We start from the raw sequence: 13239 nt of genomic DNA, 5'->3' as shown, positions 1-13239 counted from the left end.
ATGTGTTTACCGTGATATTACCGCCTTTGCGTGAGCGGCGTGAAGACATTATTCCGTTAGCCAAATTCTTTTTAGATAAACATGCACGCGAATTTGGCTTTGGTTATCAAGGCATGGCACAAGATGCTGAGCAGTGTTTAATGGCTTATCCGTGGCCCGGCAATGTGCGTGAGCTGGAAAATATGATGGAGCGTGCCATCGTATTAAGTGGTGGCAAGACGGTTGAAATCGAGCATTTACCCGCTGATATTTTAGAAGATAAGCAAACCAAGCAAGCGCCTACCCTGCAGCAAAACTTATTAGATACAGGCTTAAACTTACAAGTTGAGCAGCTTGAAAAGCGCTTAATTCAAGAGGCGTTGAACAAAACTGGCGATAATAAAGCTAAGGCGGCACAATTATTAGCGATTAGCGAGCGCTCGCTCTGGTATAAAATCAAAAAGTATTTTTGATTATTTAAAGACTAATTTGTCTTGGGTTTCGATTAAATAATCGCCGAGGGCATTGTTAAATTGGTCAAATTTAATACCGTATTCATTATTAGTATGACGCGCGACAGTTGCATCGATTTCAAACGATTTTCCTGATTTAAAAATCAAAGTGAGTTTAATTTTTTTATTAATAGCCAGCTTTTGGTCAGTCGCGATTAACACGCCTTTACTGGTAATATCTAATAAACTGACTTGAAATTGATTTTTGCTAAAGCCCAATATTCCAGAAGATGCTATAAAGACTGAAATATCTTGACGAACAAAACGGGTAGCCACCCGAGTATTCTTAATATCATTGAGTTGGCTTTCTGTGTTGAGAATATCGGTTAATTCCGTTGCGTTTTTGGAATCTGTCATAAAGAATGCCTAAGCGGTTACGTTGCGACTGAGGTAAGCTTATATCTTGCGGTAGATTGAATTCAGCGTCAAGATGAAACAAAATCAAGATTTTCATTTTATATCCTAGTCTATGAATTGAATACTGCTAAAAAATCAATAAATAACTTAATGACTAATTCACTAATCCGCAATTTATTTCAGCTGATTCCATCTTCATTACCACACGAAGTCTTTGAAACATTGGCTGAAACATCAACGATTAAAATCGAACGCATTATCTCCAAAGGTCATCATTCACCGGAAAATTTTTGGTATGACCAAGAGCAAACTGAATGGGTTTTGCTGCTTAAAGGTCAAGCGCATCTTGAATTTGAGCAAGGCATTATTGAATTAAACCCTGGCGATTATTTAACAATAGCCGCGCATCAAAAACATAGGGTGGCATGGACAACACCAGAACAAGAAACGCTTTGGTTGGTGGTGTTTTATGATGAGGGCTACCAACTTAAAGCAGGACAGATTTAATTATAGTCAGTTGAGCTAAACCGTCATTCCGGCATGGACTGCCGGAATCCAGTCGCCATGGATGGCAAAGCTTCAAACACATCCCTGTGTCCTGGATTTCGGTAATCCCTTAATGCCAAGGATGGCATGTATTAGAGCAACGCAGGAGCAGTTGCCGAGCCGAGATGACGTTGTTCTCACTTTAGCTGTCCCGTCTTAAGTGCGTAGCCATGATGAGTAAGCGTGTTCTAGGCTACCGTGAGAATTTAACAGAGGAGTAATTATTATGGCAACAGTATTAATCACGGGCGCTAACCGTGGTTTAGGCTTGGAATTTTGTAAACAATATGCTGAAGAGGGCTGGACGGTATTGGCTTGTGCCAGGCAGCCTGAACAAGCACAGGCCTTATCAGCTTTAGCGGAAGAATATCAGGGTATTACTATTTTACCGTTAGATGTGGCTGATTTTGCCCAAATCGATGCGTTAGCTAGCCAGTTAAGCAATAGCCCGATTGACGTTTTGCTCAATAATGCCGGTGTTTATGGCGATAGTCCCGCGAGCCGGTTTGGTCATATCGATTATCAAACATGGCAAGAGACATTACGCATCAATACCTTAGCACCCGTGAAAATGGCCGAAGCATTTTTAAGCCATTTACAACGAGGGCAGCAAAAGCGCATCGCTAACGTGACCAGTTTAATGGGTAGCATGACCGATAACACCAGTGGCGGTAGCTTAATGTATCGTAGTAGCAAAGCGGGTTTAAATGCGGTGATGAAAAGTTTGTCTATCGATTTAAAACCCCAAGGTATCGGTATTTTAATACTGCATCCTGGTTGGGTGCTTACCGATATGGGCGGCCCTCATGCTTTGATTAACCCAGAGGTCAGCGTGGCGGGTATGTGTAAAGTCATTGCTGGCTTCACAATGAATCAATCTGGAAGTTTTATTAAATATGACGGCAGTGTCATGCTTGGTGAGTCTGTATGAATAAATGCATTACTATTTTTCTATTAACCTTCAGCGCTTTTCTAGCAGAAGCGCAAACGTTAAGCGTTCCTGAGGCGATTCAACCACCGCTAGCGCAGCATTCAGCGCTGTCCTTACATGCGCAAGGCGAGCAGCTTTATCAATGTACAGTAGCGGCTGGCGTTTATGCGTGGGAGTTTGTCAAACCTGAAGCAAAACTGTATCGCCAGCAACAATTGATTGGCACACATAGTCAAGGACCTAGTTGGCGAGACAATACAGGTGGTTATGTTAAAGCCAAATTGCTTGCAGAAATGGCTGATCCTAAAGCGGTTTCGATACCTTGGTTATTATTGAAAGTGGTTAAACAACAAGGTCATGGCCTATTAAGCACGACATCTTATATTAATCGAGTCAATACTGTCGGTGGTTTAAAACCGATAACAGGCTGTGATAGCAATCACTTAGGTTTGGTAAAAGGGGTAAGCTATAGCGCGGATTATATTTTCTATCAACCCAATCACGATTAATCAATGTTGACTCGCGCTGGTTTTCTATATGCAGATAAACCAGCTTTGCTATGCTTTTAGACTACTTTCATCCCGCAACAGCGCGTTGGTTTTTAAATACCTTCTCAGCACCTTCTGACGTACAGCTTAGCGCTTGGCCAACGATTGTGTCGGGGCAATCAACGCTGATTGCCGCGCCTACAGGTTCTGGCAAAACCTTAGCAGCGTTTTTAGCGACGTTAGACCAACTATTACGTCAAGGTTTAACAACAGGTTTACCGAATGAAACGCAAGTGCTATATGTTTCGCCGCTTAAAGCCTTAGCCAACGATATTCATAAAAACCTCGACATTCCTTTAGCGGGAATACGTTTTGCGCTATTGGAATTAGGCTTAGCCGATGTTGCGATTCGCGCTCAAACGCGTACTGGCGATACGCCGTCAGCCGAGCGCACGGCGATGAAAAAATATCCACCACATATTTTAGTGACGACGCCAGAATCGCTTTATGTGTTGTTAAGCTCAGCGTCAGGGCGTGAGTTATTAAGTCCTGTGCGTACTGTGATTATTGATGAAATTCATGCGTTAGCGAGTAACAAACGCGGGGCACATTTAAGCTTGTCGCTAGCGCGCTTAGAGGGATTAACCGCCCAACCACCTGTGCGCATAGGCATTTCCGCCACGCAAAAACCTATCAGCGCGGTTGCGAATTTTTAATTGGCGATGACCAATCCCCGCGCACGATTATCGACACTGGGCATAGCCGACAGCGAGATTTACAGATAGAAGTCACGTCAACACCGTTAGCTGCACTCATGGCGAATGAGGTTTGGGGCGAAGTGTATGATAGGTTAGAGGAATTAATACTTGCGCATAAAACTACGCTGATTTTTGTTAACACCCGGCGCATGGCCGAGCGCGTGGCAGCCGCGTTAGCTGAGCGTTTAGGCGATAATGGCGTGACCTCACATCATGGTAGTTTAGCCAAAGAACATCGCCTAGATGCCGAACAACGGCTAAAACAAGGCCAGTTAAAAGCCTTGGTTGCAACAGCCTCACTAGAACTCGGTTTAGATATAGGCGATGTTGATTTAGTGTGTCAACTAGGCTCGCCTAAAGCGATTAGCACACTGTTACAACGGGTAGGGCGCTCTGGACATCGATTAAAAGCGATACCTAAAGGGCGATTATTTCCGCTGTCTAGGGATGATTTAGTCGAATGCACAGCCATGCTGGCGGCGATTAGTCGTGGCGAACTTGATGCGATAACGCTTATCGAGCAACCGCTAGACGTTTTAGCTCAGCAAATCGTTGCCGAAATTGCCAGCCAAGAATGGTCAGAGCAAGGCTTATATCAGGTCATAACGAAAGCCTGGCCATATCGAGGACTATCGTATGAGCAATTTATTGACGTCGTTAAAATGCTTGCGGATGGTTTTCATACTCGGCGAGGTCGGCGTAGCGCCTATTTGCATAGAGATGCGGTACACGGTCAGCTACGCGCACGAAAAAATGCCCGTTTAACGGCGCTTATTAACGGCGGTGCTATCCCTGACCAATTCGATTACGATGTGATTATGCAACCTGAAGGCTTGTTCGTCGGCACGTTAAATGAAGATTTTGCCTTTGAAAGCTTACCCGGTGATATTTTTCAACTGGGTAATACCTCGTACCGGATGTTAAAAATCGAGCAAGGTAGAGTGTTTGTTGAAGATGCGCACGGTTTACCGCCGACGATTCCGTTTTGGTTTGGTGAGTCGCCAGGGCGAACTGATGAATTATCCGTCGCCGTATCACAGTTTCGTGCCGAGCTGGATAAACGTTTAGAACAAGGGCTTGTAGTGGCTGAACGCTATTTACAACAAGAGTTAGCGTTACCACTGCCAGCGGCTGAACAATTACTAAACTATTTAGCGGCGGGCAAAGCGGCGTTAAGCCAATTACCGACACAGCAGGTGATTGTGTTTGAGCGGTTTTTCGATGAGGTGGGCGATACGCATTTAGTCATTCATGCGCCGTTTGGTTCGAGGATTAACCGTGCTTGGGGGCTGGCGTTACGCAAACGCTTTTGCCGACAATTTAATTTTGAATTACAAGCCGCCGCTAACGAAGACTGTATTATTTTATCGTTAAGCGCTACCCACAGTTTCCCGTTAATTGAACCGGCGCATTATCTAAAAGCCGCTAGTGTTCGTCAGGTATTGATTCAAGCTTTGCTGGCCGCGCCTATGTTTGCAACGCGCTGGCGCTGGGTAGCCAATATTTCGCTAGCTATTCCACGCAACCGCGCGGGCAAAAAAGTTCCGGCGTATTTTCAGCGTAACGATGCGGAAGATTTAATCGCGGTGATTTTTCCTGACCAATTGGCGTGTTTTGAAAATATCCCAGGCGATAGGCAAGTTCCAGAGCATCCTTTGGTTAATCAAGTACTCGCCGATTGTTTAAATGACTTAATGGATATTACAGGCTTAGAACAGCTTTTAGCGCGTATAGAGCAAGGCCAAATTAGTGTTATTACCCGCGAATTAACCCAGCCCTCCGCGTTGGCGCAAGAAATTCTTAATGCCAGACCTTATGCCTTTTTAGATGATACACCCGCTGAAGAGCGTCGTACCTTAGCGGTTAAGTCACCACGCACGCTTGATATACAAAGCGCTGCCGATAGCGGGCAATTGCGCAGCCAAGCCATTGAGCAAGTGCGCTTAGAGGCATGGCCGAAAGCCAATACATCTGACGAATTACATGATGCTTTAGTGATACTAGGGTTTATCACTGAAGCAGAAGCCTTAGCCCAGCATTGGCAAACGTTATTAACGCCGTTAATCAATAGCCAGCGCGCGACGGTTATGCAAATTGCTGAAGACGTTAAGATTTGGGTCGCTGCGGAACGGTTGCAAACTATATTATGGTTACACGCTGATGCTCCGTTAAGGCCGGTTATTAAGCCTGTGCTAAATAATGAAGCGAATGACATGCTTAGTGCATTAACCGAGTTAATGCGTAGTCGCTTAGAAGGCTTAGGGCCGGTGACTGCAACGGCGTTGGCAGCTTCCATCAACGCCCCGGTTGATTTAGTCGAGCAAGCGCTATTGCGTTTACAACAACAAGGGTATGCGATGCAAGGCCGCTACACTCAAACCACTTTAGAACCAGAATGGTGTGAACGCGGCTTGTTGGCGCGTATGCATCGTTTAAGCCTACAACGACTACGCGCCGAAATAGAACCGGTCTCAAGCGCAAGTTTTATGCGTTTTTTATTTGCTTGGCAACGTATTAGCTCGTTCACGACAGAGGATAGTTTAGAGCAGCGCTTATTACAGCTAGAAGGCATTAGCGCGCCCGCGTCGGCTTGGGAGCAAACGATTTTACCGGCAAGAATAAAGCCTTATTCGACGCTTGAGTTAGACCAATTATGTAGCTCGGGTCGATTGCTTTGGTTAAAGCTTATTTCAGCAACACCTAATCCAACCGATAAACCCAAAAAACCAATCGCGAAAACGACTGCGATAAATTTTATCCCTAGAGCGTCTTTAGCGCATTGGCGCTATTACGCGCCTATGCCTACACAAGATGGCAATGGCTTATCCGCTACAGCCGCTAAGTTATTTAATGCGCTAAAAGCACACGGTGCGAGTTTTATTGAAGACCTACAAGCCGAAACCGGTTTATTATCGGCCCAGCTTACTGAAGCACTCAGCGAGCTGGTTGCGAATGGTTTAATCAGTGCCGATCATTATCAAGGTTTGCGCACGCTGATTGTGCCAGAATCGGTGCAACATAGAAAAATGAAGCGTTATCGCGGTTATCAACCTTTTTCAGGGGTAGGGCGCTGGTTTATCTTACGCGCTTATGAACAAGACCGTGCTAAGCGGCATGAACATGCCGAATATATTGCTAAGGTTTTATTACGCCGTTATGGTGTAGTGTTCAGAAAGCTATTAGAGGCCGAGGATATAGTGCCAACCTGGCAAGATTTACTCTATGTTTATAGACGGTTAGAAGCGCGCGGTGAAGTGCGTGGCGGTCGTTTTGTGCAGGGTTTTGCCGGTGAGCAATTTGCATTACCTGAAGCGATAAACCAACTTAAAAGCAACCGCGACCTAGCGAACGAAACAGAATTTATCGTACTGAGCAGTGCGGACCCGTTAAATTTAACCGGTATTATCACGCCTGGAAAACGCCTACCGGCGCAAAGCAAATACCGTATACTTTATAAAAACGGTGTACCGATTGCTTACGCTCAGCAAGGGCGAGTCGAATGGTTAACTGATATTGCTGAAACGGAACAATGGCAATTCAAGCAATGGCTGTTGAGAATGGTTGGGCGGGTGGTGCAGTAGCCGTCTGGACGTGTCCAGGCGGCTACTGCGTAGGGTGGTTTCGCGCCAGTAAACCGCCTTAGTACGTTGAGTTATTATTCAGCAATTAAAGTTTTGCTGTACACAGAATCGCCATTAATATCTTTCAAATCAACAACCATTTCTTTGCTGTTCTTATCGATATTGACTTCACCAAAGAATTGTAAGCCAGCATAAGGTGATAAGTTTACTTGACCAGCGGGTGGCGCTTTATAAAAAACAACTTGTGGACCAAATGTTCCGTCTGTTGAATTTGGGCCAAACGAACCAGCATTTAAAGGACCCGAAACAAACTCCCAAAATCCGTTAAAGTCTTTAGTTTGCGCTTTTTCTGGATCGTAATAATGCGCCGCAGCGTAATGAACGTCGGCAGTTAACCAAACAAGATTTTTAATGCTTTCTTTTTTGATATAGCTTAACAGGCCAGCCATTTCTAACTCACGGCCCAAAGCAGGGCCATCATTACCATTGGCAATGGCTTCCCAGCGTTGTGGCGGATTGTTTACCGGGTCGTCACCGACATTCAAGCCAATTGGCATATCTGCAGCGATGACTTTCCATACTGCCGTCGAGTTTTTTAAGTTTTCTTCTAACCAAGCAACTTGCTCATTGCCTAAAAATGCCGTTTCAGCGCTTTGCTCAGTTTGTAAATTTGCAGTATTAGGACCACGGTAGCTACGCATATCTAACACAAACACATCTAACAATGGGCCGTAGGAAATTTTACGGTAAATGCGTCCGCTTTCTTCTGATGCATGTGGACGTTGTGCGCTGAATTCATTAAATGCCGTCGCGCCTCTAGCCACTAATAATGGCACGTCTTTGACCGTATAACGCGTATCGGTGCTTAAGTCTTTGCTATCTGACCAATTGTTAACAATTTCATGATCATCCCATTGCCAGACTTGCGGAACTTCGGCATTGAACGCACGAACATTAACGTCCATCAGATTATATTTATAACGGCCACGGAACTCTTTTAAGGTTTCAGCGACTTTTGACACTTCGGGTGTAACAACATTAGTCCAAATTAAGTTATTTTCAGCGGTTTTGGTTTCAGGAATAACGCCGTCAGCGTAAATATTGTCGCCGCTATGAATGAAAAAATTGTGGATTGACTTTGCGCATGGCTTCGTAAATTTTCATGCCGCCAAACTCTAAGTTAATACCCCAACCTTGACCGGCAGTATCACCACCCCAAACAAAGCGAATATCGTCTTTGTTGCTAATCGTATGAAAATGCCCAGTTAAAGGTTTGCTTTTTACTCGTTGATTGCTTAAATCTTCAAACCAAACTTTAACAAAAACATCTTTACCTAACGGTAAGCCTATTAATTCTAATTTAGCCGTATGGTCGGTATTGCCAAGCGCATAAGGACCACGAACAACCGTCGAATTGGTAAAATCTTCGTTAACGGAATACTCGACATACATGCGCGCATCACGGTTGCTACGGCTCCAAACCATGACATTACCATGATCTAAATCACCGAATTGAATGCCACTTGGCATCGTTAATTGTCTTGCTTTTTCAGCCGCCATCAAGTTAACAGATTGTCCCAGCAAAAGTGTGGCGAATGCCAACGATAAAGCAGATAAAGTTTTCATGACCTTCTCGATAGTGTTATTAGAAAGCCTAGTAAACATGAGTGATTTGACTGCGCTATTAAAATTGTATGTCAGTTCAGTGAAAAAAACGCAACAGTGATACAAAAACAATAGGTTACGGAACGTTCCCACGCTCCGGCGTGGGAATGCAGCTCGCGACGCTCCAGCGTCGGGTGGTGAAGGGCCGCTGGAGCGGCCAAGGCACCATTCCCACGCCGGAGCGTGGGAGCGGTCAAACTATAGAGTTGACCGCGCCTTACATTCAAAAAAACTTCCGCAAACAAATTATTCGCCCACGCTAACATCATTTTGTAGTTATCCGAGTTAATGGTTTCTGCTTCGCCGAATGAGGCATCTACGCGTACCATTTTGTCTGCGTTCATATCGTAACGGAAGCCTGTAGTTAAAAATGAAGCTTTACTGGCTGTAATTGGACTATAGCAGGCGGAATTAGTAACGGGCGCTTCATCAGGCATCACTCTTGGCGGACGTAAACCAAGATTTCTCAGCAAAGCATCGGCGCAGACTTTCGCTTCGGAATTAGCGATGTGTCCGGCTTTGGGTTGGTTAGAATCGTGAGCATCACCGATAACATAAATGTCCGGGTCGAATAACGATTGGTAGGTATCGACATGCACGCCAGCCCATAGTTTGTTATTAGCGGTATCGATTAAGCCCGCCTCAAATAAAAGCTTTGGCGCTTTTTGATTAGGGATGACATTCAATAAATGGCATTGTTCGGTGCGGTAGTTGCTACCGTCTGTCACCGTTATGCTTTTACTCGCGAATTGCGTAGTTGCTATGACCTCGAAAACTGATTGGTTAGGGATGTATTGGATAATGTTTGGGTAATATTGAGTAAAAGCAATATTAAAATTGATAGGCTCAGCATGATGCCTGGGTTGGCGTCAAACACGATGAGACTACCGCCTCTTTTGCGAGTTTTTAAATAGTCTGCAATTAAACACGCGCGCTCATAAGGTCCAGGTGGACAACGATAAGGCATTTTGGGAATGGTCATGATGACTTTAGCACTGCCGTCGGATGGTAGTTTTTTTAGTTGGTCTCGCAAGTTTGTGGTTTGCGCGCCAGCTTGCCAGGCATGTGGTATTGGCGTACTCAAGTCTGGTAGTGACGGATTCATGCCATTGGGAAAAATAAAATCAATGCCTGGTGCTAAGATAAGTTTGTCATAATCTACGGTAAATCCACTGTTTTTAGCCGTAGCAAGTACTTGTTTGTTGGTACGGTCAATCGCGGTAACTTTACCTTGCTTAAAGATAAAGTGATTTTTAGACGCAGTGTTGCTAAGTGGAAACGTTAAATTAGTTAAGGTTTTTTGGTCGTTAAGCACCAGGTTAGACAGAATACAAGAGACATGGCTGGTATTGGCGTCCAGTAAAGTAACTTCGACTTGGTTTTGCCCCCATAATTTTAGGTATTTCGCGATAGATGCTCCGGCAAACCCACCACCGACAATGGCTATTTTGTAAACGCTAGATGCTGCCTTAGCTGTTGTGGCGGTCAGTGGAGCGCTCGTTGCAACTGCGCCAAGTCCTATCGATTTTATAAATGACCTTCTATCCATTGTTGTCTCCAAGTTATCTAACAGTTGAGAAGTAGATGGCGATGGCCTTTAGCTCTTCGTCAGTGTAAAGGCGCGATTGCTTGCTCATAATGTCGTTTTTGCCATTATTCTGAAATTCCTTTAAATCTCCGTACAAATCGCTGGCTGATTCACCCGCGATTGAATCAATTTCCCCTTTTGAATGACCGTTAAAACCGTGGCATTGGAAACATTGCGAGGCTAATAACTCACCATTAGGTTGGGCTAGGGCAACGCTACAAAAAAACAACAATAGCCAAAATATGTTTTTCATAGAAATCCTGAGTGGTTGGTTGCAGAGGTTTGTGCTGACCCATTAATGGTCAGGTTTATTAGAATATTCTGACGCTCTTATGCTTTTTATGTGCCAACTGGATGTGGGATGGGGATATAAATACAGTTTGTAGGTGAGGCGCCCCATTGTGTTGATGTATAAATCAATTACTAAGGCTTAGTGTTAAATATGGCCCTAATAACCCTGCAATTTTTGTTTGAAAAAAACTGCAGGCAATACCTTTTTTGCAGTATGGTATTTCATGGTTTTTGAGCCGCCCATAGCGAGGGATAGCGATAGCAAGCTGAATATTACCTGTATTCCTGCGGAGTAGGCGTTTAGACAAGTGTTAACCTTTGCTAACGCAGTTGAAGAGCGCTTACTTTTGAACACCAAGGTCAAGAGCAATCACGCTGGAATACTAAAAGTTAAGATGTTGGAAACGCGCGCAGTTAGATTATCAGTCATGCGTTTATCGTAAAGAATGGGGAAGGAGTAAAGCCAATGGTCGTAAAACAGCGGGTTAATATACCCTGGTGTCGCCTGTCAAATCGCACGACTGCTAATTTGAATATTATTTTTGCCGACACGGCCTGTATAGGTGTTTATCATTTTTCGGTTTTTGGAGGCGGATTTTAATAACTGAAAAATTAACTGAGTGAGGTAAGAGGTGTTTATAACGTATGATTGTGTGTGGCATCGCAATCATGGCAGATTCCATGCGCTGTTACTGCCAGTTCACTACTGTGAATTCCTTGAGTTAATAGACGTTGGTTTATAGTGTGGAGTAACTTGGGAATATCGGGATCTTCAGGCAATGCGACGAATGTATGACAGTTATCACATTCAAAATAACCGGATATTGAATGGTTATTAAGCATAAAGCGCCAGGTTCTGTCTGCTCCCTGAATTTTACGCACCATACCCGAATGCACTAATCTGTCTAATATTCTATAAAGCGTTACTCTATCGATAATTATTTTGCCATTAGAGCGTAAGTTTATAAGCTGAGCCAGATCATCATGCGAGTACGGTGTGTTCACGCTATCGAGAACCTCTAGTACATTTAGTGCTGCTTTTGTTGTTCGCAAGCCATGCTCTTTTAATTTGTCTGACCAAATCCTTTGTGTGACTTTATTTGAATTGAGCTGTCCTGAATTTGTCATGAGTTCGACTCCAGCCGGTTGAGGGATAAAAACTCGTGCTACTGATGGTGAATATGCGCAGCTAGGTTTATAGCTATAGGCATGACCAAAAATTTAGTATAGCAATCTTATCTTGATAATACCAAATGCATCATTGCTGTGGCGAAGGTGGGCAGTACTAAATAGACAATTATGGGCTAAGGTCTTAGTGAGTTTTTGAACGGTCGTCTATTGTGACAGTAAGCGTTAAATCAATGGGATTAGGGTCATCCTTGACCCAGAAGTGATGAGATGGACTGAAGATTTATTGTGGTGATACTGCAAAGTCAAAATTAAAAGTACCGGATGGAAGACTGCGACTCTTATTTTCATCTGATATGTCCAATAACCTAAACTCGGCGGAATAGGTACCGACTTCAGCATTAGCCTCTGTCCAAAACACTGGGGTAAAGTTCATTTTTTCTGTTCCCTTAGGTTTAATAATAACGAAGTCTCCTGGGTATTTCAGAATATGGACTTGTTTTTTCGTACCGATATTAAGACCCTCGGACTTAGAAACCAACTGCAATGCGATGGTCGCATTTGCCAACGAATTAGCGTAACGTTTATTGCTGCTGTTATAAAGAATTTCGGCATCACTGCCAACAGGGGCGTCTTTTAGCGAGCTAATTGCCCTGATTTGCAAACGGCTATACTCTAAGTCACTGGGTTTACTTACTAATTTTCCCAAATAAAGCTCGCCTTCGCCTGCAGTCAACGGTAATGGTGGTAAGTTAGCGTAGGTTTCAGGTAAGCGGTTATTGGTATTTGTAGGTACTATTCGTTCTTCACCAACAACTCCTGAATAATCGAAACGGCCGATACCGTGAAAATGGTCGCCATGATTTAAAAGAAAAGTTAGTCTGGATTTGTTTGGGTTAGGAAGTCCTGTGTAATCCCCTGATGTGACTAACGGGGCAGTGTCGAGGCCTATGTAATATTCTGAAAGTCCTGCCCATGTCATGTTACTAAACAAGAACATAAACGCAATAATAAGGCGTTTCATAAAATCTCCATTAAAAGTGGTTTAATCGATAAATAAGTCAAACGTATTTGTATACTTTGGTCTCATTGCAATAGGTTACGCACCGAATATAAGCACAGAGGCCTTAAATAAAAGCCCGTCATATAATGCAACTTAATTGCATTATATGACGGGCTTTTATTTTATTGCAACTTAATTGCGTTTTTTGTTTAACTTAATCGATATTCAGGATGGGATAGTCTAGGCAAACTGTAAGCGCTCAACCAAACCACCTGTTCTAATAAGTTCAGAACCGTTATTCTCAAAATTTTTGAAGAGGATAATGCATGACCTTAACCGCACATTGGATACACCACCTGAACACTTGGCAAAGCAGCGGAATGACGCAAGCGGCGTATTGACCGACAGCATC

14 protein-coding genes are annotated in these 13239 nt (G+C 43.8%); 6 read left to right on the top strand and 8 right to left on the bottom strand.

Annotated features, from left to right (window positions below):
* Positions 1-452 (top strand): AAA-type ATPase lid domain-containing protein (locus VZ94_RS04525; protein WP_275575129.1); only part of this gene is annotated, 452 nt, incomplete at its 5' end.
* Here VZ94_RS04525 and VZ94_RS04520 read toward each other — a convergent pair.
* A complete protein-coding gene (locus VZ94_RS04520; RefSeq protein ID WP_045778325.1) occupies positions 453-848 on the bottom strand; it encodes a PilZ domain-containing protein in 396 nt (131 codons plus the stop codon). It abuts the gene before it with no gap.
* Positions 849-998: 150 nt separating this feature from the next.
* Between VZ94_RS04520 and VZ94_RS04515 the strand changes: the two genes are divergently transcribed.
* The 5 genes from VZ94_RS04515 to VZ94_RS04500 all read left to right on the top strand — a co-directional run bounded on the left by VZ94_RS04515 (position 999) and on the right by VZ94_RS04500 (position 7152).
* The gene (locus VZ94_RS04515) at positions 999-1355 is read left to right on the top strand and encodes a cupin domain-containing protein (protein WP_045778328.1); all 357 of its coding nucleotides are present in this window, start codon (positions 999-1001) and stop codon (positions 1353-1355) included.
* Positions 1356-1620: 265 nt separating this feature from the next.
* Positions 1621-2325 carry an SDR family oxidoreductase gene (locus VZ94_RS04510; RefSeq protein WP_045778324.1) on the top strand — a complete coding sequence of 235 codons (705 nt, stop codon included), beginning with the start codon at positions 1621-1623 and terminating at the stop codon, positions 2323-2325.
* A complete protein-coding gene (locus tag VZ94_RS04505) occupies positions 2322-2834 on the top strand; it encodes a DUF3455 domain-containing protein (protein ID WP_045778323.1) in 513 nt (170 codons plus the stop codon). The genes VZ94_RS04510 and VZ94_RS04505 overlap by 4 nt, the downstream gene beginning before the upstream one ends.
* 50 nt (positions 2835-2884) lie before the next feature.
* Positions 2885-3529 carry a DEAD/DEAH box helicase gene (locus VZ94_RS27975; RefSeq protein ID WP_239649630.1) on the top strand — a complete coding sequence of 215 codons (645 nt, stop codon included), beginning with the start codon at positions 2885-2887 and terminating at the stop codon, positions 3527-3529.
* A gap of 98 nt (positions 3530-3627) precedes the next feature.
* Positions 3628-7152, top strand: a complete 3525-nt coding sequence (locus tag VZ94_RS04500) for a DEAD/DEAH box helicase (RefSeq protein ID WP_239649629.1) — start codon at positions 3628-3630, stop codon at positions 7150-7152.
* Between the two features lie 74 nt (positions 7153-7226).
* Here the strand turns inward: VZ94_RS04500 and VZ94_RS27970 are convergent, their stop codons facing one another.
* The 7 genes from VZ94_RS27970 to VZ94_RS04475 form a co-directional block, all read right to left on the bottom strand.
* Entirely contained in the window at positions 7227-8234 is a 1008-nt protein-coding gene (locus VZ94_RS27970; protein ID WP_239649631.1) for an alkaline phosphatase D family protein, read from the bottom strand.
* Between the two features lie 28 nt (positions 8235-8262).
* Positions 8263-8778, bottom strand: a complete 516-nt coding sequence (locus tag VZ94_RS27965) for a PhoD-like phosphatase N-terminal domain-containing protein (RefSeq protein WP_239649628.1) — start codon at positions 8776-8778, stop codon at positions 8263-8265.
* Between the two features lie 71 nt (positions 8779-8849).
* On the bottom strand, positions 8850-9545 hold the full coding sequence (locus VZ94_RS22220; RefSeq protein WP_052700214.1) for an FCSD flavin-binding domain-containing protein: 696 nt from the start codon (positions 9543-9545) through the stop codon (positions 8850-8852).
* Between the two features lie 32 nt (positions 9546-9577).
* Entirely contained in the window at positions 9578-10366 is a 789-nt protein-coding gene (locus VZ94_RS22215; protein WP_052700213.1) for an FAD-dependent oxidoreductase, read from the bottom strand.
* Positions 10367-10379: 13 nt separating this feature from the next.
* A complete protein-coding gene (locus tag VZ94_RS04485) occupies positions 10380-10658 on the bottom strand; it encodes a c-type cytochrome (protein ID WP_045778322.1) in 279 nt (92 codons plus the stop codon).
* A 674-nt stretch (positions 10659-11332) separates the two neighbouring features.
* Positions 11333-11824, bottom strand: a complete 492-nt coding sequence (locus tag VZ94_RS04480; RefSeq protein WP_045778321.1) for a Fur family transcriptional regulator — start codon at positions 11822-11824, stop codon at positions 11333-11335.
* 283 nt (positions 11825-12107) lie between these two features.
* Positions 12108-12848, bottom strand: a complete 741-nt coding sequence (locus VZ94_RS04475) for an all3515 family Zur-repressed PEP-CTERM protein (RefSeq protein ID WP_052700212.1) — start codon at positions 12846-12848, stop codon at positions 12108-12110.
* Positions 12849-13239: the final 391 nt, after the last annotated feature.

Origin of the sequence: Methylocucumis oryzae (assembly GCF_000963695.1) — a bacterium.
Taxonomy (GTDB): domain Bacteria; phylum Pseudomonadota; class Gammaproteobacteria; order Methylococcales; family Methylomonadaceae; genus Methylovulum; species Methylovulum oryzae.
The sequence above is the reverse complement of the archived record's forward strand: the minus strand, read 5'-3'. Positions and strand labels throughout refer to the sequence as shown.